This is a genomic window from Chitinivibrionales bacterium, assembly GCA_014728215.1.
Classification (GTDB): Bacteria; Fibrobacterota; Chitinivibrionia; order Chitinivibrionales; family WJKA01; genus WJKA01.
On sequence record WJLZ01000150.1, the window covers coordinates 26,180 to 49,469 of the forward strand.

General features: G+C 46.0%; 13 protein-coding genes. 10 read left to right on the forward strand and 3 right to left on the reverse strand.

Going from position 1 to position 23,290, the window contains the following annotated elements; genetic code table 11:
- The first annotated feature begins 3 nt into the window (after window positions 1–3).
- The 7 genes from hflB to rpmA all read left to right on the forward strand — a co-directional run bounded on the left by hflB (window position 4) and on the right by rpmA (window position 12,856).
- Window positions 4–2,043, forward strand: coding sequence for an ATP-dependent zinc metalloprotease FtsH (hflB, locus tag GF401_12905; GenBank protein ID MBD3345954.1), 2,040 nt, complete (start codon window positions 4–6; stop codon window positions 2,041–2,043).
- A 19-nt stretch (window positions 2,044–2,062) separates the two neighbouring features.
- A complete protein-coding gene (gene folP, locus GF401_12910) occupies window positions 2,063–2,884 on the forward strand; it encodes a dihydropteroate synthase (protein ID MBD3345955.1) in 822 nt (273 codons plus the stop codon).
- A 148-nt stretch (window positions 2,885–3,032) separates the two neighbouring features.
- On the forward strand, window positions 3,033–4,166 hold the full coding sequence (locus GF401_12915) for an SUMF1/EgtB/PvdO family nonheme iron enzyme (protein MBD3345956.1): 1,134 nt from the start codon (window positions 3,033–3,035) through the stop codon (window positions 4,164–4,166).
- Window positions 4,167–4,187: 21 nt separating this feature from the next.
- Window positions 4,188–10,628 carry a cell surface protein SprA gene (sprA, locus tag GF401_12920; protein MBD3345957.1) on the forward strand — a complete coding sequence of 2,147 codons (6,441 nt, stop codon included), beginning with the start codon at window positions 4,188–4,190 and terminating at the stop codon, window positions 10,626–10,628.
- 18 nt (window positions 10,629–10,646) lie between these two features.
- Entirely contained in the window at window positions 10,647–12,176 is a 1,530-nt protein-coding gene (locus GF401_12925; GenBank protein ID MBD3345958.1) for an Rne/Rng family ribonuclease, read from the forward strand.
- Between the two features lie 88 nt (window positions 12,177–12,264).
- On the forward strand, window positions 12,265–12,579 hold the full coding sequence (gene rplU / locus GF401_12930) for a 50S ribosomal protein L21 (protein ID MBD3345959.1): 315 nt from the start codon (window positions 12,265–12,267) through the stop codon (window positions 12,577–12,579).
- Between the two features lie 22 nt (window positions 12,580–12,601).
- Entirely contained in the window at window positions 12,602–12,856 is a 255-nt protein-coding gene (rpmA, locus tag GF401_12935) for a 50S ribosomal protein L27 (protein MBD3345960.1), read from the forward strand.
- Window positions 12,857–12,926: 70 nt separating this feature from the next.
- Here the strand turns inward: rpmA and GF401_12940 are convergent, their stop codons facing one another.
- From GF401_12940 to GF401_12950, 3 genes are all read right to left on the reverse strand, one after another.
- A complete protein-coding gene (locus GF401_12940) occupies window positions 12,927–13,817 on the reverse strand; it encodes a hypothetical protein (GenBank protein MBD3345961.1) in 891 nt (296 codons plus the stop codon).
- 170 nt (window positions 13,818–13,987) lie between these two features.
- The gene (locus GF401_12945) at window positions 13,988–15,577 is read right to left on the reverse strand and encodes a Do family serine endopeptidase (GenBank protein ID MBD3345962.1); all 1,590 of its coding nucleotides are present in this window, start codon (window positions 15,575–15,577) and stop codon (window positions 13,988–13,990) included.
- Window positions 15,578–15,681: 104 nt separating this feature from the next.
- Window positions 15,682–17,193, reverse strand: a complete 1,512-nt coding sequence (locus GF401_12950) for an IMP dehydrogenase (protein MBD3345963.1) — start codon at window positions 17,191–17,193, stop codon at window positions 15,682–15,684.
- 206 nt (window positions 17,194–17,399) lie between these two features.
- On the opposite strand from GF401_12950, the gene GF401_12955 reads away from it, so the two are divergent.
- From GF401_12955 to GF401_12965, 3 genes are all read left to right on the forward strand, one after another.
- Window positions 17,400–19,154: a protein kinase gene (locus GF401_12955; GenBank protein ID MBD3345964.1), complete on the forward strand. Its 1,755-nt coding sequence runs from the start codon at window positions 17,400–17,402 to the stop codon at window positions 19,152–19,154.
- Window positions 19,147–20,061 (forward strand): hypothetical protein, encoded by a 915-nt coding sequence (locus GF401_12960; protein MBD3345965.1) that lies wholly within the window; start codon window positions 19,147–19,149, stop codon window positions 20,059–20,061. The genes GF401_12955 and GF401_12960 overlap by 8 nt, the downstream gene beginning before the upstream one ends.
- A 76-nt stretch (window positions 20,062–20,137) precedes the next feature.
- Window positions 20,138–23,287, forward strand: a complete 3,150-nt coding sequence (locus GF401_12965; protein ID MBD3345966.1) for a DUF2341 domain-containing protein — start codon at window positions 20,138–20,140, stop codon at window positions 23,285–23,287.
- Window positions 23,288–23,290 lie beyond the last annotated feature (3 nt).

Here is a 23,290-nt window from a genome sequence, read left to right on the forward strand (position 1 = left end):
TTTATGTGGTTTTTAGTCATAGCCGTCGTGGTACTGGGTCTGCAACTCGTCAAAAGGTTTGATTCCCTCAGAGAAACGCAGATATCGTATAGCCAGTTCCAAACACTGCTGGAAGATCCGGATGCCCGCATTGTCAGGGCCACGGTCATTCAGAAAGGCCTTCGTCACGCAGTGCTGCAGGGTGTATTGGAGAGCCCGGAACCCCTTGAGGAGTTTCAAACAAACAAAAGTGCGCCTTCCAGCACGACCTTCATAGTTAACCTTCCCTACATCGATTCCGAAATGCTCAAGGAATGGGACGAGAAGGGATTTCCTTATGAGTTTGAGCCGGAGAAGATAGCCTTTGGCGATGTTGTGCTCAGTATTCTACCCTGGGTACTGATGATCCTGTTCTGGGTATTCATGCTTCGCAACATGCAGGCCGGCCAGCGGGGGATTTTTTCCTTTGGCAAGAACAAGGCCAAGTTCCAGAATATCGATCGTCCGAAAAGCACATTCAAGGATGCCGCCGGTGTTGAGGAAGCCAAGGCTGAGCTTGAAGAGATTATCGAGTTTCTTAAAGATCCGCAGCGTTTCAATAAACTCGGTGGAAAGATTCCCAAGGGAGTCCTGCTTTTAGGCCCTCCGGGGACCGGAAAAACGCTTCTTGCCCGGTGTGTTGCCGGTGAAGCCGCTGTACCCTTTCTATCCATGAGCGGCTCGGATTTTGTCGAGATGTTTGTGGGTGTGGGAGCGTCACGTGTTCGCGATCTTTTCGAAACCGCCAAAAAGAGTGCCCCGTGTATCATTTTCATCGATGAAATCGATGCTGTGGGTCGTCAACGCGGCGCAGGACTCGGTGGCGGGCATGATGAGCGTGAACAGACCCTAAACCAGATGCTTGTCGAAATGGACGGCTTCGAAGAAAATTCCGGTATTATCCTTATCGCAGCAACCAACCGGCCCGACGTACTGGACCCGGCCTTGCTTCGTCCGGGACGATTCGACCGTCAGGTTGTCGTTGATATACCCGATGTGAAAGGTCGTGATGGAATTCTCAAAGTGCATACGGAAGGCAAAATACCGCTTGGGCCCGATGTCGATCTGATGACTATCGCCCGGGGAACACCCGGATTTGTAGGCGCCGATCTGGCAAATCTGGTAAATGAAGCAGCCCTTATGGCTGCCCGTTTCGGCCAGGAAAAGGTTACCATGCTCGATTTTGAAGAAGCTAAAGACAAGGTCCTCATGGGAGCTGAGCGTAAAAGTATGGTTCTTTCGGATAAAGAAAAAACAAACACCGCCTATCATGAGGCAGGCCATGCTATCTGTAATATCTACTGCAAGGAAGCCGATCCATTGCATAAAGTGACCATTATCCCCCGGGGACGGGCCCTTGGTGTGACCTTCTCGCTTCCCGGAGAAGATAAGCACAGCTACACAAAGGGGTACCTTGTTGATCGTGTCTGTATCATGATGGGCGGCAGAGTTGCCGAAGAGCTGGTGTTTAATGTTCAGACCACCGGTGCGGCAAATGATATCAAACAGGCCACCGAAATCGTGCGGAAACTTATCTGTGACTATGGTATGACAGAAGAACTCGGACCGCTCAGTTACGGTAAAAAGGACGATCAGATATTTTTAGGCAGGGAAATTTCTCATCACCGGGATTACTCTGATAAAACCGCCGATGCGATCGATTCGATTATGCGAAAAATTATCGAGGAGCAGCTCAATCGAGCAAAAACAATCCTTACCGAACACCGGATTGAACTCGATCGTCTCGCAAATGCTCTCCTGGAGCACGAAATGCTCGATCTTGAAGAAATTCAAAAGGTTATCAAAGGAGAGTCCCTGGCGACCGCCAAGAAAACCCGTTCTCTCTTTGATGCTGTGAACGGAAATGGCAAGAAAGAAAAAGACAAAGAAGTAGTAGCTGAAGTAAAAATTGAAAAAAGCACCTCTGCTTCCTCTGGAGAGGCCGACACAAAAAGTCCGGCCGGAAAGGCTGCCGCTAATCCGGATGAGAGCAAGGCAGAGGATAATAACGAAGCGCAATCCTGAAAAGGCCAGGCTCCTCAGTATGGATTTACCTTCTCTGTATAAAAAATCTTATCTCGTAATGGGGGTCCTTAATGTGACCCCCGATTCTTTTTATGACGGAGGTTTGCATAATTCTTTGCCCGATGCGGTTTCTCATGGAGAGAAACTCATTGCCGACGGCGCCGATCTTCTGGATATAGGCGGAGAATCAACCCGTCCGGGAGCACAACACGTGCCCGAAAACGAAGAAATTCAACGGGTTGTGCCTGTTATCGAACAACTCGCCTCGAAATTTGATATCCCGATCAGTATCGATACGACAAAAAGCGGTGTTGCAGCAGCAGCATTCAATGCCGGTGCAACCTGGCTTAACGATATCAGCGCCGGACGGTTCGATCCGGAAATTAAACATTTTGCTGCACAAAAAAGATGTCCGGTAATTCTCATGCACAGCAGAGGAACGCCTCAGACAATGCAACACCATCCGGAGTACAAGGATGTTACCGGTGAAGTTATCGATGAGTTGAATAAATGCATCGACGATTTCAAAAGCGCGGGGGTGAAGCAGGAAAATATTATTCTGGACCCGGGAATCGGATTTGCAAAACGCTTTCAAGACAACTTGACACTTCTAAACAGGCTTGATGAAATCGTTGCACTCAAGTACCCTGTCGCAATCGGGACATCAAGGAAATCATTTATCGGCAGAATTACCGGTAAAGAGCCCTACAAACGGCTGCCCGGCACGCTGGCTACGATTGCTGGCGCCTATAGCAGAGGTGCAACCATTTTTCGGGTACACGATGTTTCCGAAACGGTTGATTTTCTTAAGGTTTTCTCATTAATTGAGTCGGGGCATTGATAAGTTGTTAATAAGGTGAATAATTAGAATTTCCAATGCGAATACCTGTATACACAGTTTGGAAAATCCAACAGGATGAATTTCATTGCATATGTACCTGTAAAACAGTACAATGCATAATACTGCATTCTAAGTCTCAGGTTGCTGCATGACAAAGAAAAGGCCTTCAAAAAAGCGAAAGGTTATGCTGCTGTTATTACTCCTGTTGCTTCTGATAGTGGTGGTGGTGTTAGTAACCGGAATATTTCGATTTATGAGGCGGGAAAAGTCGAAACCTGTGATTAAACCGATTAAACCAGACACTACTCAGACAGCACAGCAGCTGGACACGACCATGGAGAAACCGGTCGATACACTTCCTGAAACCGACACAGTTCCCGAAACAAAGGAGTCGGCACCCCGTCCCGAACAAACGCCGCCTCCTGTTATTGAAGCTCCCGATACGGCAGTTACGGCAGATACAACGGATACGACGGAAGTGACTGCTGCAAGACCGGATTCCTGTCTGCAGGATACCATCGCACCCTGGGTCTATCCCGACCCCTCAGGAGGCCTTCACCGGCAGAAAATCGAAGTGGCTCTCCATGCCACAAAACCATGCCTTATCGAATGGAAATTTGAGGAGGAGGAGGAATGGAAAGAGTATACCGGCGATGCAATTCCTATTGACAGTACAACAACACTGCATTACCGGGGTGTCGATTCCTGTGGCAATCAGATGTTGCCGACAAAAAAGCGATATGAAATTATCCTGTCAACCCCCTCTCAATACTGTCCTGAAGATATGGAATATATCGAGGTTGGCACTGTGCAATTCTGTATAGACCGGTACGAATGGCCGAATAAGCGTGGAGTTAAGCCCAGGTCGTATATTTCTGTCTATCATGCTATGGATTCCTGTTTTTCGATTGGCAAACGGCTTTGCTCAATGGATGAGTGGCTGATTGCCTGCAGTGGTCCCTATTCATGGAAATATCCTTACAGTCAAAAATATGCGCCCAATGCCTGTGTAACCCGGGACACGACAGCTCGTAAATCGGGAAGCAAAAGAGAATGCAGGGGGTATTTTGATGTGTATGACATGTCGGGTAATCTGGCCGAATGGACCAGTACTCGTTCCACAAAAGACCGCCATTTTTACAATGTAATGGGCGGTTTCTGGAAAAGCGGGATAGAAAGTGCCTGCCATTCAAAACGGTACAGCTATTTCCCCCAGAACCAGCATAATCCGGTCGGCTTCAGGTGCTGCGCAGATGCTGCTGCAGATACCGGCAAAAAATAAAGGATAGCAAAAGAGATACAGATGAGAAATAAAAGGGCCATCGATTTTTTATTTATGATTCTCTTTGCCGCTTTTGCGTCCCAGGCTCAGAAAGCGGAGTTTTTTTATTCTCAGCCAGAGTTTTATCATCCCCTCAGTGAGATTGTTCTTCCCGAAAATCCCTTTGCCGATGAAACCCCTGCTATTCTGGAATATGATTCGGACCTTTTTGCCGATAAGGAAATAATCGATTTCGAAAATCGTCAGGTCCTTTTTCGCCGGGAAGACACCCTTGGTGTGGTTGTGTGGCAATATCGATATGATGAACTGAATGAATACCTCGAGAGCAGGCGCCGTTTTGTTCTGGCCGATCTCTGGTATCAGGAAAAATCGACCCCCAAGGCCGGAAGCGGAACCGCGGGAGTATCGGATTTTGCTCTCGAATTCAAGTTACCGGTCAATTACCCTTCATGGGCCAAGCGAATTCTGGGAAAAGAACCGCCAAAACTCACGATCCACGGCTACGAAGAAATTATTATCTCCTACGAATATCGTGACTCCGACAAGGAAGGGCTTTCCGATTACAAACAGAGTCACGGGGGTATCAACTTTGACAACCAGTACAGTCTTTCGGTTACCGGCAGTGTCGGACGGCTCATCAATGTTCAGTTGAAAACAAGCAGTGAAGAACAGTTTTCAATGGATGATCCGCTTAAAGATATTAAAATTGAATATAAGGGTGAGGGCGATGAGCTCGAGGATGAAATTATTCAGGAAGTAACTGCCGGTTATACAAATTTTGAAATTCCCCGCACAAATTTATCCGGCTATTCCGAGGGCCATGAGGGATTGTTCGGTATCAGCGTTAAATCAAAGCTCGGCCCCCTCGACCTGACAACGGTTATAAGCCACGAACAGGGTGAAGCGCTGAAAAAAACATTCTACCCCTCAGAGTCAAAAGGACAGGTAGAGCCGCAACGGGACAAGGAATTCCTGAAATACAAAATCTTCTTTCTCGATACAGTCTACCAGAAATTGTATAACGAGAAGTATGGGGCCGGCGGAAATCCGGACCTGGCTATTCCAAAGGTCATTCCCACCGAATTCCAGGTGTGGAAAATGACCGAAAAGCAGACTGTTGCAAATAAGGATATTTCCAAATTCCGTTACGTACAGAATTCTCCCGCCGATAATCTGTTTCAAAAAATTGATGAGGGTGCGTATGAATTAAAGGAAGATGAAGGGTGGATACGGTTCGACACACTTGCGGTCGAAAGCGATGATATTATTGGTATTTACATGAAAACAGCAGCGCCGGACCTGATCCCCCAGAAAGGTGACACCACTCTTCTCGACAGTCTCGGCCGGGGAAAATATGAAATAATGAAATCACTCTGGTTCCTGAAAGGGCCACTGAATACAGAGGATACAACCAGCGATGCATTCAAGCTCATGTGGAAAAATGCCTATTATCTTCCCCGCTTTGAAGAAGGTAAATTTGATGTTAAATTAGGCTTGTTGCGTGCCGGCGATACGCTGTATCAGGATCCCGAAACAAACGAACTCTATTCGTATATTCTCGGGCTGACCGATAAAGATGGAAAGCGCGATAATGCTGCCTATAAATATAACCTGGACAAGGGATACATGGTAATCCCTCCGTTCGATACCTCCTATGAAGCCAACGAGCCATTCAGAAACCCCGAATTGGGTGAAGACACACTTCCGGATATTTACCGGATAAACCATAACAGCCAGAATTTTAACAAGATACAACAGAAATATGTGCTCATTCTCTCTGGTAAATCGACCGAGCGGCGAACCAAATTCAACCTCGCCTGGGGCGTGATAGAAGGATCCGAAAAGGTTAAAGGTGACGGTCAGGAGCTGAAAAAAAATGTCGATTACCGGATTTTTTATGAAATGGGCGAGCTCGAGCTGATTTCACCGACTGCTCAAAGTAAAAACAAGATCGAAGTTCAATATCAACGGGAGGCGCTCTTTGTCCCGGAAAAGAAGACCTTTATGGGCGCCCGCGGTGAACTGAAGATGCCCTTTATCAGCGATAAATCCTTTATCGGGGCGTCGATTCTCTATCAAATGGCGTCGTCACGGGAAGAAATTCCCCGGATCGGGCAGGAACCATTCAACAAACTTTTGCTTGACATTAATTCGGTGATGGATTTTGAGCCGGAGTGGATGACCAAGGCGGTCAATGCTCTTCCCTTTATCAGCACCGACGCCCGCTCTGTTGTTAATATCGACTTCGAGGTCGCTCACAGCAGGATGAGCCCTTCGGCCGATAAAGAAGACCAAGGCCAGGCCTATGTGGATAATTTTGAATCTAGTAAGCGGGTCTATCCCTTGGGAACAAGCCATAAAGCATGGCACCGATCCAGTCCGCCCATACCAAACGACAGCCTCTGGTACCGGCCGCCGGCCTGGTATTACTACTGGTACAGCCCTGTCGATGTCCAGAAAGAAAAACGCATCAATGTATTTGACATGGTAGACATCGGCGTATCCGAAGAAGATTTCAAGGACCAAGGCGGAGATCTTTACGAACCGGTCCTGCGGCTCGAGTGTTATCCCGTAGGTAACGATAATCAAACGCCGGCGGTAAACTTAAGTGACCGGTATCAGAACCCCTGGGCCGGTATTATGACCTCTTTCCCAAAATCTTCAATGGACCGCTCCGAAGACCGGTATCTCGAATTTATCGTCAAGGTCGAAAGTGATGTCTCCGAGAAGGGGAACCTGTACATCGACATGGGAGAAGTCAGCGAAGATCTTTCAATTCACGGCGGCCCTCCCAACGGTGTGAGAAACGATGAAGACCCCTTTGGCGAAGGAATCGAGGATTCGCTTCACAATACAGGATTAGATACAATCGTCGATAATAAAAAAGAGTACTGGGTTATTCCAGACCCTTCATCTCCCGGAGAATGGGATACGCTCCGGTTTGGCAGTGATTCACTCCCGGCCCGGCGAAAAACCGACCCCAGTGGCGATGATTACAAGGTCTTCGATGCCCAGAATCCGGACCGTTATCAGTACGCAAACGGTTTGCAGAACAACCTCTGGCTCGAATCGGAAGACATCAATTCCGATGGTTTTTCAAAGGATGAATCTTTTTTCAGGTATGCAATCGACCTCGATAATATCGAACATTCCGAATTCAATGACACAACCGCAAATGTCAAAAATGAAAACGGTTTTTATTATATCCGTATTCCTCTTAATGAAAACTTTGCTGTCGATGAAGTCGGCAATCCAGGATGGGAACAGATCCCCTTTGTCAGAATGTGGTGGAGCGATTTCGGTCCGAAAGGGATGACCAAAAAGCAATCTCTGGTTTTGGCCCGGATCCAGTTTGTCGGAAACCAATGGGAGGAGATGTACACCAAGAAAGTCATTCCTGAGGAAAAGTATGATCCGGTGCAAACCGATCCGACACAACCTGAACTTCCCACTCCCCAAAAAATCGTAATCGAAGATACGATTAAAATTGAAGCGTCGGTTGTGAATACCGAAGAAGACCGGGGATACTATATGCCGGCAGGTACTCGTTTGGTAAACAATCGTTATGAAGTTAAAACCACCAAATATGTCAAGCTGAAAGTTGATAACCAGACGGATAAACTCCGGAAAGAGCAGGCCCTCAGTCTCAATTTTTTCAACCTTCTTCAGGGCGAAGAAGCTCTGGTGCGGCGGCTCTATACGTATCATACTCAGGATATCTCAGCGTATAAAAAGATCAGTATGCTCGTTCACGGTGATGCACGGGTGGCCGAGCATAACAGGACCAGCAACACCGATTCTCTTTACTTTGTGTTCAGGTTCGGAACCCATGATTCCTCCTATTATGAATACCGGACCCTGATCGATTCCGGATGGAATGTTCCCGAAAGAGAATATCTTAATATTCCCGACCCCTGGAGATATCCCATAGAAATAGATCTAAGCGCCCTCGCCAACGCAAAGCTTGCATACCAGAATGCTTACGGCGATACTGCACATATCGATACGACCTGGGCTATTGACGAGCGATCCTTCTATCGAATCAGTTCGGTAACCAATGAACCGCCCAGTTTTTCTAATATCCGGACCTTTATGATAGGCGTTGCCCGTTCGCCGGTTGCGAACCCATCTCCTTACGACACCCTTTCAGGGGAAATCTGGGTGGATGAGATGAAAGCACTGGGACTTCAGGGTCTCTACGGTTCTGCGGCACTGGCCCATATTCATACCCAATGGGCCGATTTCATGACTCTTGATGCCGGCGCCAATTATCAGGACGGCAATTTCAGGACCATGACCGATAACATGATCACTCCCGGTAATTCATCTGTATCCGGAAATGTGAACGCCTCAATGAAGCTCGACAAATTTCTTCCCAATGAATGGCGTGTATCGCTGCCCGTTGACGCCGGTATTACAGGAACAATCGAACGTCCTCAAATTAAACCGAACAGCGACATATCTCTGGTAGAAAACGACCAGCCCGATAAACTGAGAGATTTTTTCGATGAAGATAAAACAAAGTCGCAGCACTTTCAAACCGTTAAAAACACACAATCTGTATCAACGAGTTACCGGAAGTCGGCAACGTCGAAAAATATCCTTACAAAAATGACCGCCGAAAGAATATCTGTTGACCGGCTGAGTTATCAGTACGACAACAGCCATCGTCATCTGGGACCGCGGATGGACGGCAATGGGGATTATCTTGAAATCAATGAAAACGAAAACTATTACGGCGGACTCAAATACGACCTCAGTCCCCGAAATCCGCCAAAATGGACCAAATGGAAACCTTTCGATAAGGTCAAGAACACTACCTTTAAAACGTTGAAAAATTATGAACTGACATTCCTGCCAAGCAGTATAAACTTCGACCTCGCCAGCGCCAAATATGGCAAGCATTTGCAGGAAAACCACCGTCTGGGAACCTATAACAAAAACCAGACCTTTGATCTGGGGCATGGATTCAATCTGAGCTTTGCCCCAATCAGGCCGCTTCTTGATTTCGATTACACCGTTTCAATTGATAGAAATCTCGATAATGCGGTTGAAGAAGAAGGGCTGGGCCGAGATTTTCTAAAAAATAAGGTGATGGAACTGGATAGTGCATGGCGCGATTTCTATATTCTTTATGGTGAAGAGTCGAGAACGCAGAAGGCCACGGTCCGGCTGAAACCAAAAATTTTCAGTTGGCTCGATCACAATGCAACGTATTCGGCGGCTTTCACCGGGAGTGAAAATTTTCGTCCCAATGATCCGACGCCCTATCTCAATCTTGGGGTTAACAGCAATCTTGGATTTACCGGCACATTCAGACTCAGGGACCTTATGACGGATTTCTCAAATATAGCATCAAAAGCTCAAAGCATGAATGCGGTTTTTAAATCTGCAGAAGAAGCTCTCCGAAATATAGATTTCAATACAATCAATTTTAATTATAACTCGAGTCTTTCATTGCTCAATAAAAATATGGACGCCGATTTTATGGGACGCACCCTTACAGACAATGGATTGGATTTTCTTAAATATCAATTGGGCTTGAAAGGACGTGATTTCGGTGATATCGTGCGAGGTGGCATGAATGACTACCTGGACTTTGGTGGTATGCAGTACCGGCGGAAAAACAATGACAATGAAGAACTCCTGAGAAACGACAGCCGTGATGTTCGACGGGACTGGAGCGCCTCAACAAGTTTCAGCATCCCTTCGCCTGTCGATTTCCGATTCGATCGTATCAGTCTCGATCATGAAAAATCATATCATCTCACCCCGGATACAACTCATCGGGAAACTACGGTCATTTTTCCAAAAGTGGGTGTCAGTGCATCATCCTCGTTCCTGAATCAGATTGCTGCCGTCAAAAACAATATGCGCAATGTGACCATGCGAAGCAGCTATACCTACCAGAAGGATCAGACGTTTAATGTTCAGTTACGACAGGATTCGTTGAATCAATTCGTAATGGTCACCGATACGACAACGGGCATTTCGCACTCTTTCAATCCCTTGGTGAGCATCAAGGGAAATCTGAAAAAATGGCCGATTAATTTTACCTACGAGCATAAATTGAAAAGAAACAGAGACATTGCCGAATCGGGAAAAGAATCAAATTCAAAGGAAGATGGTGATACCTGGACCGTAAATTATGCGATTAACAAGACCGCCCGACGGACAGAGTTCAAGTTTTTACGATGGACTATTCCGTTGAAAGGCCGGATAGAATTAGGACTCACCGCATCCCACTCATATAATTATGCCGAAACCAAAGAAAACCAGAATGCAAACGCTCAAAAATCGACCGACCTGCGGGAGATAAGGGTTGGTCCTCATGTTTCCTATGGTTTTACCGATAAAATCACCGGCGGCACATCCTATGATTTTCTCTGGACGGATGACAAAATGGCATCGGAAACATATAAAGAACACAACTTCTCGTTAAGTGTAAAAATATCTTTTTAAATATAAGGATAGGAATAAATGAAAAAATTGATTCTTTTCAGTGCCACCCGAACCGAGAAACGAGCGGCCCTGCTTGAAGACGATACGGTGGTTGAACTCGTTGTCGAACGCCCCGACGATATCAGAATGCAGGGGAATATCTATCGGGGAAAAATTAAAAGCATTCTTCCCGGGCTCCAGTCGGCGTTTATCGACATCGGACTGGACAAATGTGCCTTCCTTCACGCTTCCGATGTTGATCCGACACTTCTTTTGGACAAGAAAGATGCGGTCATGGAGCGCTACTCAGCACGGGGCAGAACCCATGTTAAAAAACTTCCCCGTATCCCTATTGAAAAAATTTTGTCCACCGGCCAGGAAATTCTTGTCCTCGTTACCAAGGAGCCAATCGGTTCAAAGGGTGCAAAAGTAACGACACAGATAAGCATTGCCGGGCGATTTCTGGTTTTAGTACCCGACTCCGATTTCATCGGCGTTTCCAAAAAGACTTCCGATTATCAGAAACGTCGAAAATTAAAACAAATTATTTCACAGCTCAAACCGCCCGGAATAGGATTCATCGTGCGGACCATAGGATTGAGCGTTTCCGAAGAAGAGTTCATCAAAGAAATTCACCACTTGATCGACCAATGGCGGCAGGTACAGAAAGAAGCACTGGCAGGTGAGGGGCCAAAGCGTGTATATAAAGAAATGGGCATTACCACCCGTGTAATAAGAGACCTTCTCTCCAATGATGTCTCCAATGTTTATGTGGATCAGAAAGACGACTTCCGCGAAATTCAGCAGTATATACAAGCGGTCTCTCCCAATCTCAGCAAGCGGGTTGTCTACTATAAAGAACGCATACCGCTGTTCGACAGATTCGATATAGAAAAGGATCTCGAACGGTCATTACGGCGGAAAGTCTGGCTTCGAAGCGGTGGATATATCGCCTTCGACCATGCGGAAGCATTATTGGCCATCGATGTCAACACCGGCAGGAATATCGGGCGGGCCGATTTTGAAGAAACACTTTTTCAAACCAATATGGAAGCGGCTCATGAAATCGTCAGACAGCTGCGGCTTCGGGATATCGGCGGGCTCATTGTTGTTGATTTTATCGATATGAACCGCGCCGATAACCGCAAAAAGCTTGAAACGGAAATGCGAAAACTTCTTCGCAACGACCGGACATCGACATCGTCTACCGGCCTCTCTAAATTCAGCCTTATGGAAATCACCCGAAAGCGGGTCCGGCCCGAACTCCAGGAATTGTATACCGATGTTTGTCCCATGTGCCATGGTGTGGGTTGGGTCATATCGCCCGCAACGGTTACCTCACGCATAGACCGATGGCTTCGCAGACTCGAAGCGACAAAAAGGCGCCGGCGCCTCTCGCTTACCGTGCATCCAAGCGTCGCCGCATTTTTTAACAGTGAAGGCAAGGATATCATCAAAGAAATGGAAAAGGAACATAAAGTTACACTCCTTATCAATGAAGATGAAACCCTTGAACACGACGAATACATATTCAAACCAATCGATTCAACTAATAAACAAAAACGGTGAATTATACGAAAAGTTGAATTTTTAAATGAATATTTTTTATTTTATCTGAGTTTTCCATTTAAATCAATCCCTGAGGGAGATAGAAAAAATGTATTGTATTGTTGAACAGGGTGGATACCAGTTCAAGGTATCTGAGGGAGATACAATCGATATACCCCATATCGATGGTGATGAAGGCAACGAAGTGGGGCTCGAAAAAGTTATCGGCATCCAGAAAGATAATGAGGGTTTTTCTGCAGGAACTCCGGTTGTCGAGGGCGTTACGGTCAAAGGCACTATCGTGAAACACGGAAAAGGCGATAAGGTAATGACAATCAAGAAAAAGCGCCGTAAAGACTATTTGCGGAAAAAAGGGCACCGCCAGGATTATACAAGCGTAAAAATTACATCCATAACAGCATAAAACCCATTCAGGAGATTATCTTATGGCACATAAAAAAGGTGTGGGAAGTAGTAGAAACGGTCGCGACAGCAAGCCGAAAATGCTTGGCGTCAAACAATACGGTGGTCAAACAGTTAAAGCTGGAAATATCATTGTCCGTCAGCGCGGCACAAAAATCCATCCCGGAACAAATGTTGGTAAGGGAAGCGATGATACGCTGTTTGCAAAAATTGACGGTGTTGTGCAATTCCGAACCTATCGAAAAATCAGGAAGATGGTTGATATCCTTCCTGCCTGAAAATTTTTATTTTTATCATATAAAAGGCGAGATTTAATCTCGCCTTTTTTATTTCCAATGATCTATGCGATCAGTATCTTTTCACACGTTTGAAATCTTTTTTCAGGTCGGAAAAGGTAATGAATCTATCCTGAGAACCATCAGTTATCGTTGAGTCGATCGGGGGTGCGCTTTTCTCATTCCAAGTTACTCTTTTTCCTTCCACAACTTTTTCCCATGATTTTTCTTTTACCCTCCGGAATCGGTCTATGAGAAGTACAACCGTATCTCCCATGATATCCCAGTTACCTTCGGAGATAAAGAGATAATCTAACTTGTAGTGGGTTCCTCCCTGGCCTTTTCCTTTTTCGGTATAGGTAACATTTCCCTTGCGGTGAAAATCGAAAATTTTGCTTTCGACCAGGTTGATTTCCTTATTGGCATCGCTTTTCTTCCGGTCCTGGCATAGCCATTGTCCCGGGAGACGCGGCTTAAGTTCCTCGGCACGTTCCTGATCAAATTTCAGCTGGGGAATCATATTTGCTGCCTGGTTCAGATAGTTTTCCGTCTGCAGTACCCAGTTGAGGGTGGAAAAAGAATCCGCCTTGGCCACAACACTGTCCAGCTTATGTTGCTGGAGGCCATCCAGTTCCCGTCGCTGGTTAGTGATAAACCGGCGTAACGAATCGATGACCGGATTCAGATTTTTCACCATGTCATCGTACTCCGATTCTGCCTGGGCGATGAGGATCATCATGGAATCGGCACTTTGACCGGCCAACCCTCTGTCACCCCGTTCCATCGCCGAACGGGCCTGATAAAGAAAAACTTTCGCACGAGACAGTGAACTGTCCGGAACTCCTTTGTTGAGCAAAGCATTGATGCGGTTTTCTGCATCAAGGAGCTTTTTATCGCTTACCCCACAGCCGATAATAAGCATTAGAGCGCTTAAGCCCATAATTGCAATCAGGAGCTTTTTCATAAGCTTATCCCCCATAGGAATTATGGTTTATTTTGATAATTGTATACAATTAAGTAAGATACCTCATATGTCGAAGGGGAGTCAAGCAGATGTTTTCACTTTTTTATGAAAAATAAAAGCCCGGGGGCTTTTGCCCCCGGGACCGGTGATTTTTGCATGGAAAGCGTGGTTTATTTTCTAAGGCGGAAGGCTACAAACCGGTTGTGGCCGTCCCGTTCGATGAGAAACATGACTGAATCTCCGGGTTTTAATCCTCGAACGATCTTTTTAAATTCTTTCGCGCTTGTTACAGGAACTGCATTTTGGCCTTTGATCCGTACTTCCTTAATGACATCCCCAACCTGAATTCCTTCCCGGGCAGCCAGAGAAGCTCTGTCGAGATCGACCACGACCACTCCTTTTGTCGATTTTTCAATGTTGTATTTGGAGCGCACGTCGTCGGTAAGCTCACTGATTTTAATACCGAGCTTTTTGGTAGCATCATAATCATCGGCGCTCTCTTCCTTTTCATCTTCTGCCGATTCTCCGGCGAGTTTGGTTTTGCTCCGCTCACCGAGCTTTGCCTGTAAAACCTTTTTTTTGCCGTTTCTGATAATTTCGATCGGGACCTTTTTGCCGGGGTCGATACTTGCGACGGTATTTCTGAGTTCATTAACATTTTCAACTCCCATGCCGTCGATAGACACGATAATGTCTCCCCGTTTGATACCGGCCTTGTCGGCGGGTTGTCCGTCAAAAACATCGGCAATCAGTACCCCGCGCGTTCCTTTGTCAAGACCCATCGCTTCACGGGTAGCATCATCCATGGGCTGTATTTGCACACCGAGCCAGCCTCTCGAAACCTTGCCGTTGTAGATGAGATCTTCCATTATCCATCGCGCCATTTTGATGGGGATGGCAAAACCGATCCCCATATAGCCGCCGGAGCGCGTGTAAATCATCGTATTAATCCCGATAAGCTCGCCGTCGAGATTGACCAGTGCGCCCCCGGAGTTTCCCGGATTAATCGCCGCATCGGTCTGAATAAAATTCTGATACATTTCATTACTTCCCGCCATGCCCGTGCGGCCAAGCGCCGATACAATGCCGGCCGTCACCGTTGAAGTCAGGCTGAAGGGGTTCCCGATAGCCAGTGTCCAGTCTCCGGGCCGCAGCTTATCGGAATCACCAAGATAGGCAACCGGCAAATCCTTCACTTCTTCGGCAATTTTAATAACCGCAACATCACTCAGCGAATCGCTCCCCACAATCGTGGCTTCAAAGGTCCGGTCGTCCGAGAGACGAACCTCAATTTCATCCGCACCGGCAATAACATGATAATTCGTAAGAATATATCCGTCTTCTGAAACGATAACACCGGAACCCAGCCCCTTTCGCCGGCGCTCCTGTTTTTCAATCGGCGGCTGTTGTTGTCGCCGACGAGGCTGCCCGAAAAAGAAATCGAAGGGTGAGCCGAATTGATCGTTATCAAAATAGCGATAAAAAGGATTCCGGGAAAAAATTACCGTGTCGATCTGAGTCGGGATAACCGATACCACCGTCGGTACCACTTCCTCGGCAATATCGGCAAATATTGTTTTAAAAGATTCAAACTGGGGGGTCTGTTTAATATCAGGTTTCTTCTGTGCGCCAAACTCTATCGTCCCCTCTCCCGGACGATCATCATCGGCAAACGTACATTGGCAGCCGGTTGTATAAATAACCGACACGAGTGCGGCCAGGGCAACTCCAACTGTTATTCTTCGATACCTCTTCTGCATTGATATTCCTTCCTTTAAGCTTTTAAATAGCCAGAAAAAAGCTACTTCACCTTTAATTTCGCTTTTGAAACCGAAAATATTGTTATTTTTGCACCATTGGTGCACTATACATCAAACGAAACATCCCGGTCGAGCTGAACAACGCTCGATGTGCCGCTTTCGACAAAAGACTGTTCCGAAATACGGGTCAAAACCGCTTTTTCTCTGAATTCTTTGAGCGTGAGAGCGCCGATATTGCACATTGTCGATCTCAATTTGGCAATGGTAATTTCAAGAACATCCTTAACCGAGCCCACGATAGGAACATACCCGTCGATACCTTCCTCGAATTTCATATTCATCTCGCCATCCATATTGTAACGCTGCCAGTTACGGGCCCGGTTTGAGCCTTCTCCCCAATAGGGTTTATACATGCGGCCTCTGATCGACACTTTGGGCGTCGGACTCTCACTGGTCATGGCAAAATAGCGGCCCATCATGACAAAATCCGCCCCCATAGCAAGGGCGATAATGATCTGGGTGTCATTGGTAAGACCACCGTCGGAGCACACCGGAATATACCGTCCGGTCTCCTGATAATATTTGTCCCGCTCCGCGACAACATCCATAAGTGCCGACGCCTGTCCTCTACCAATGCCTTTCTGCTCACGGGTAATGCAGATCGAACCACCGCCGATACCCACTTTGATAAAGTCGAGGCGGGCATTTTCCGCAAGAAACCGGAACCCGTCACCGGAAACCACATTCCCGCCGCCCAGAACAATTGAATCGCCGTATTTTTCCCGTATCCACAATGCGGCATCCCTCTGGAACTCAGTATAGCCGTCGGATGAATCAAAGGCAAGAACATCCGCACCGGCATCAATAAGTACCGGCACTCTGTCTTTGTAATCGTGAGTATTAATTCCCGCTCCTACAACAAGTCTTTTGCGGGAATCCAGTACCTCATAGGGATTTCGACGGTGATCAATATAATCTTTCTTGAACACGAGGGTTTGAAGGCGTTCGTTTTCGTCCAGAATCGGCAGGCATTCCTTTTTATGCTTTCTCAAAAGCAGATTGGCTTCATGAAGCGATATTCCGGATTTTCCATAAACGACAGTTTCTTTGGGAGTCATGTACTCGGAAACCTGGGCCTGAAGATTATCTTCGAACTCCCAGAAATCCTTATCGGTAATAATGCCCAGAAATTCACCATTCTTTGACCCGTCATGAGTAACCGGCATTGTAGAATGACCACTCTTACGGGTAAGGTGTACTGCATCCTCAAGAGTGTCGTCCGGTTTTAGATTACTGTCGCTTTCAACAAAGCCGGCTTTATGAGATTTTACCCGTTCAATCATTGAAGCCTGCTTATCAACAGCCTGGGAGCAAAAGACAAATGCAAGACATCCCTGACGAGCGAGTGAAATTGCCATATCAACCCCCGAAACAGCCTGCATACTTGCCGAAACAAAGGGATTGTTCAAAAACATTCGCGATTCATCCGCCTTTGAAAATGCCGCAAGCGGTGTTTGGAGCGATACATTAGCGGGAATGTTTTTTCGCCCCGTTAACCCAGGGAGAAGAAGATACTCCGGGAAGGTACGAGATACATCTTTAATGATTTTTGCCATACTTTTACCCCATTAATCCGGGAATAACAACGTTTGTTCGTAAATAAAGTGCATAAAAATACTGTACCTTCACTTGAAAATGCTAAAAACAAGTTGAATTTCTTAATAATTAGTAATATTATATATTTGTTGGTATCTATATTTATTAAAGGTGCACTGTTTTTTATTTACAAAAAGGCCTCCAATCCAGCATTTTTAAATCCTTTATGAACGACAACAATATTCAAGACTTTTCAATCCGGACTCGTAATGCGGTTATTCTTCCCGACGGTACCCGCCCGGTTCCCCTTGGATCCGGAATTATTACCGGCCTTCTTGGAAGCGGAGGCATGGCAAATGTCTACGAAATATGGAATTCCCAGCTGGAAGTCGGCCGCGCTGTCAAACTGATGCATCCCAACCTGTCCGAAGATTCAAAACGGCATTTTCAGACAGAAATGAAAATAATGGCCGAGTTGACCCACCCGAATATTGTCGAGATTCATTCGGTAGGAAAATGGAACGACCTTCCCTATATCGAGCTTGAGCTTGTCGATGGTCCCGCGGTAAACGAGCTTGTGAATGAAAAAGGTGCATTGCCGATTACCGTCTGTACCGCCATAGGAATTCTGGTTACCCGCGCCTTGAGTTATGCGCATAATAAAGAATACGTGATATACGGAAACAAATATTTCGGCATTGTTCACCGGGATTTGAAACCCAGCAATATCATGATTTCAAAGGATGGCAAGGTGAAGCTCATGGATTTCGGAATTGCCCGTCCCATCGAAGCATCACTGCTTACTACCGATGATTCGGTTATGGGTACCATTCAGTATTTATCCCCCGAACAGCTGGACGGCAAAGGTGCTGATGTCCGCTCGGACATCTATTCCTTCGGCACAGTCCTTTACGAGATGATCTCCGGTGTCAAAGCTTTTCCTCAAATTAATATGTCCAAGCTCATGATGTGCAAGGTAAAAAACGATTATCGCCCGATTGAAAACTATGATCTCAAAGTTCCGGTGACTCTGAAAAAACTCGTTCACAAATGCCTGATGCACGAAAAGAAAAAACGAATCCAGGATTCATCGCTCCTTCTTTCGGAACTTGAAAAGATACACAAGAGCTTAACCCCCGAAACTCCGGAGGAAATTGTTAAGCGGTTCGTTTCAGTAAGGGATGGTGAAAAATATATTCCCCGGTACCGGCAACGGATACCCTGGGGACTGGCTGTTTCGGCATTGTTTTTAATTATCGCCGGTATCGGGCTTTTCAGCTATTTCAAGCCGCTCATTATAAAGCCGGAACCGGTGGAGACGACGCCGGTTGTTGAATCGCCATCACCACCCCCTCAAGAGCCCGAGCCGGTTGTTGAAAAACCACGGACACAGAAAAAACCGGTACAGCCGGAGCCGGAACCCGAACTGGTCCCCCAACTGTCTCTTATGGATAAGCTTAAGGCGGCTTATGATACCGATGATCCTGTTGAAGTCTTTGTCAGTGATGTTGATGCCGGCAACTACAGCCGGGCATTGAAAGCCGGAGCTGGTATTCCACCCCAACTTGCCCAAAACAAAAAAGTTTTAATCTACAAAATCCGGGCTCTTGATGCGCTGCAACGGCACAAAGACAAAGAACTCCTCCTTCTGGCAAATTCGATCGATGATGCGGAATTTTATCTTGAAAAAGCCAAGCTCGCCTATAAAAAGGGCTCTATCAGCAAAACACTGGAATTGCTAAATAAATCCAGCCACACACCCGCTCAATTTGATGATTCGAGAAAAATTCGCCTGGAAAAACTCTATTATCAGGCACTCTGCAATACAAAGCTTTTCGATCAAAACAAAATTCAGGAAACCAAACGGACAGCAATGGATTCATGGTTTGAAGTAAAAAGCGCTTTGCGTTCATCACCGGAACATAAATATTACAAGCAGGCTGTTGCTGAAATGCAAAGAATTGGATTGTTTAATGAATAAAAAAATGTCGCTCATCCCTTCGGTTGTTTTCCAAAAACCCTTTTTATTGCTGTTTTTTTTCTGCTGGTTTCTTTTTTACGATTTACATGCACAACAGCCACCCGGCCATTCTACCCTTGCAGGAGATTTACCTAAATCCCTGAAAGCAGCCAACAGCCCATACCTTGTTGAAGCCGACATCTTTGTTCCCTCAGGAAAAACTGTTACGATCGAACCGGGAACCGTGCTGCTGTTTAAAAATTTTACCGGCGTTCATGTTGAAGGGCGGCTTATCGCTTCCGGAACAAAAAATCAACCCGTTACGTTTACTTCCGAATTCGATCAAACTTTCAATCCGAAAAGTCAGCTTCATGCAAACCCCTACGACTGGAATGGTGTTTTCATTCATAAGGGCGGCATAGGAACCGATCTTGCATACTGTAAAATTCTTTATTCGGTATACGGAATCAATTCCGAGACAAAATTCATCCGTATCCATAATACTCTCTTTGCCCAGAACGGACGGAGTAATCTTACGATCGAAGGAACGGAGCATAATGTTACAAACGAACCGTACAGCTATGCTCTCTCTGTAACCGATGCAACCGTTGATGGTGTACCGGTGAAAATTCTTATGGATCCACATGCCCGGAAACGCAACGCTGTCCGTTATTCGGGGCTTACCGCTTTTCTGGGAGGGTGTTCCCTTGGGATTGTATTCATTTCTCAATGGAACGATGCCCAGAATCGGGTCAGCGAACTAAGCAGGACAAAAGTCACAGGCGCTTCAAGTAATCTGGTAAGTAACACTGAGCAGGATTTCCTGGATGCTCAGGCTTCAAGAAACCGGAATGCAGCATTTTCCGCCGCCGCTTTTTGTCTGGGTGCGTTAGGAAGCGCCGGATTTGCATGGTCATTTACTTTTTAACAAACAACAATAGTGGTATTCTGTGATCGGGCATAAAAAATGTGTGGGTTTCGGTCTTCTTTTATGCAGCATTGCAATGCTTTTCTGCTCCCCCGATTATAATCCTTTTTCAGATCAGACCAATGCAAGCGCAACCGTTATACGCAAGACCTTCGGGACCGTAAGCGACGGTGATTCTGTGGAAATTTTCCATGCCGAAACACTGATAATCGTTCCCGCATTACGGGAAAAAATCAAATCTTTCAGGGTTGTCATCCCGAACAATCGATTTAATGACACAATTCGTTATATTAACACCAGAGAACAGCCGCTCCTTGCAAAAGAATACCCGGTTGCCTTTTCCCTTTATGATACGGGATTCGACACAATCAGCGTAACAACGATAAGGGAAAACGGTGCGGCAGTGAACGAAAATTTTGTCGTTTATGCCCATTCCCCCCTTTCACAAAACACCATAACCGGATATCAGGGTCAGAAAATCGAGCTTACAACATCACCGGTTGCCGACAGCGATGTCTGGTATTACTGGATTTTTGGCGATCGCATAAAAATTATATCACCCTACTCCCGGATCGACACGATACTTCCATCAATATCACTGCCTCATGGTATAGGTTTACTCCGGGTTTCAGACGCCAAAGGAGAATACCTTTCTCCACCGGACTCTTTCAGCTATACCATTTCCGATACCGTACCCCCGGTAATCACGCCTTTACACGCTCTTGACAGCAGCAATTTAATTAAAACCGGAAATACAACATTCATACTCAGAGTAGAAATTAAGGATTCCGATCAGGGGGGGCCTTTGGCTGTTACATTTAACGGGGAATCCTATGATGATCACAACAGCTCAATGTACATAAAAACTATCCGAAATCTCGACAGCCTTACTCAGCATTTTCCTTACCAGGTTACCATTTCCGCAACCGACCGGGGAGGGAATTCCGATACCATGAAGGTAAGAATTTTTTATGATGAAAGCATCGACGCGACTGATAATATCGAGAACACCTTCTACTCGCCCTTTGAACGTGGAGAGCGGACGATGAACCGGAATAACATCGCTGTTGGTGAAATTATCAGTTATGCCGGGTCTTTGAATGTTGTTCTTAAACTTTCTGTTAATGATTCTCTTTATCCGAACCCGATTTATGTTTCGAATAAGTCGGACACTATCTGGCAATGGCCTGTTTTTCTGGATGATACGATCAATACGATCGCGTTGCATGTGTACAACAGTGCCGACTCGCTTCTTAAAGAAGAGAGCAGCACAATGATATTCGATCCTACCATGCACGACACCATCCCACCGGTAATTGCCGACATCTCCGCGGATGGTCAACCGGCCGACATGCTTTTTACCTCCAGCGGAAATGTTGCGCTTAAAATCATTGCCTTTGATAAAGGATCGGGTATGGGATCCTTTGAAGTAAATTCTACCAAGCTTATCGGCAGCAGTATCAGCTATCGCTGGGAACATACGGTTCAACTGACCCATGATAACTCAGGAAACACAATCAGTATAACTGCAACCGATAATAGGGGCAATTCTTCTGAGGAGCACATAACAATCTACCATAACAACCCACCTCTTGTTACCACACCACTTAATCCACCGTTACCCTTGCGCGCAGGAATAACCTATACCGATACATTGGGCGTTCATGATAGAGATAATGATCCCCTTACGATCACGCTCCGTGATGCTCCGGATAATTTCAGCCTCGATGGTTCGATTATTTCCTGGACGCCGTCTCTGAATGATACCGGTGAAAATGAACTTGTTTTCGATATTGAAGACTCCCTTCAGAGAATCACCTACACAACAGACATTGTTGTTGCTCCGGGGGCAAATGATCCCTGCACTCTTTCGATAACTTCAAGTCGGGGCACGATTCGTAATGATTCTTTGATTTTGCCGCAGAATTTTACCCACGATACCCTGTCGATCTTGATTCATGATAATGATCCTGCCGGTTCCGAAAAATATGACCTGATGATTAAATACGATAACAAGCTTGCGTTTCAGTCGAAAGATACGACACGATCTTGTGAACTAATTCTCGATTCGCTTCAGACTTCAGTTAATAGTATTCACCTTTCATGCAGCGATAATTCCGGTGAAACGTACAACCTCAATCTGACCATAACGTATCAGTATTCATCCCAGGAATTATTCAGGAAGCGTTTGTATATCAACACCACAGACACCGCAGGAGGTGCGGGCATTGACTCCGATGTATATAATTATCCGCTGGCCGTTTCCCTGACGGATCAAAATTATGATTTCAGTTCCGATGATGGAAATGATATCCGTTTCAGAAAGTACGACGGCACGATTCTTCCCTATCAGCTCGAGCAATACAGTGCTCACGAGAAACTGGCTGGCTTCTGGGTGCTTATTGATACAATTAAAGGAAATAATAATTCTCAGTATATCGAGATGATCTGGGGATTTCCAGATTCGACCGACAAATCGAACGGACAGCAGGTATTCGATACTTCGAACGGCTTTTTCACCGTCTATCACCTTAATGAAAATTTGTCCGGCAATACAATGTATGAAAATTCCTGTAGTGATGAGCTTAACGGTGCCGGTGCGATAACCGCAACAGGCAAAAAAGGTGTTATCGGACAGGGACAGGGATTCGATGGTGAGAATGATATAATTAATCTCGGCACTCCTGATATCCCCGGCGATGAATTAACTATCAGTTGCTGGCTTTATTCTCCCGATTTTGCTTACGGTCCATGGTATGAGAAAAGTTATGACGGCAGGATAATTTCAAAAGCCAATGGAACCGAGGATCATAATCACTGGTGGATGCTTTCCACGATCGGATCATCGGGAAATATTTATCTGCGATGCCGTCTCAAGACAGCCGGCACAACCTCTGTTCTCGAAGGCAATTCGGCCGCGCTCTCTACAAATACATGGACCTATGGCGTTATGCGATACAGTGGAAAAGAAAAAAAGCTTCAACTCTATAAATATGACGGTTCTTCCGATGACGGACTTGTTGGAGAGATGGATATAGCCGGCAATATCGAGCAAAACCATCTTATTCCCGTATGGATCGGTGCAAATCCCTTAAGTGAAAATGTAAAACCCTATAATGGTTATATCGATGAAATGCGTATAAGCCGGAAGGCGCGAAGTGCAGCATGGATAAAACTCAATTATGAAGTCCAACATTCCGAGACCGGAGTTGTCCGGTATGAGTAAAAT

Coding starts and splice junctions, on each gene's coding strand:
- hflB (MBD3345954.1), top strand. CDS start 4: ATGTGGTTTTTAGTCATAGCCGTCGTGGTACTGGGTCTGCAACTCGTC.
- folP (MBD3345955.1), top strand. CDS start 2,063: ATGGATTTACCTTCTCTGTATAAAAAATCTTATCTCGTAATGGGGGTC.
- GF401_12915 (MBD3345956.1), top strand. CDS start 3,033: ATGACAAAGAAAAGGCCTTCAAAAAAGCGAAAGGTTATGCTGCTGTTA.
- sprA (MBD3345957.1), top strand. CDS start 4,188: ATGAGAAATAAAAGGGCCATCGATTTTTTATTTATGATTCTCTTTGCC.
- GF401_12925 (MBD3345958.1), top strand. CDS start 10,647: ATGAAAAAATTGATTCTTTTCAGTGCCACCCGAACCGAGAAACGAGCG.
- rplU (MBD3345959.1), top strand. CDS start 12,265: ATGTATTGTATTGTTGAACAGGGTGGATACCAGTTCAAGGTATCTGAG.
- rpmA (MBD3345960.1), top strand. CDS start 12,602: ATGGCACATAAAAAAGGTGTGGGAAGTAGTAGAAACGGTCGCGACAGC.
- GF401_12940 (MBD3345961.1), bottom strand. CDS start 13,817: ATGAAAAAGCTCCTGATTGCAATTATGGGCTTAAGCGCTCTAATGCTT.
- GF401_12945 (MBD3345962.1), bottom strand. CDS start 15,577: ATGCAGAAGAGGTATCGAAGAATAACAGTTGGAGTTGCCCTGGCCGCA.
- GF401_12950 (MBD3345963.1), bottom strand. CDS start 17,193: ATGGCAAAAATCATTAAAGATGTATCTCGTACCTTCCCGGAGTATCTT.
- GF401_12955 (MBD3345964.1), top strand. CDS start 17,400: ATGAACGACAACAATATTCAAGACTTTTCAATCCGGACTCGTAATGCG.
- GF401_12960 (MBD3345965.1), top strand. CDS start 19,147: ATGAATAAAAAAATGTCGCTCATCCCTTCGGTTGTTTTCCAAAAACCC.
- GF401_12965 (MBD3345966.1), top strand. CDS start 20,138: ATGCTTTTCTGCTCCCCCGATTATAATCCTTTTTCAGATCAGACCAAT.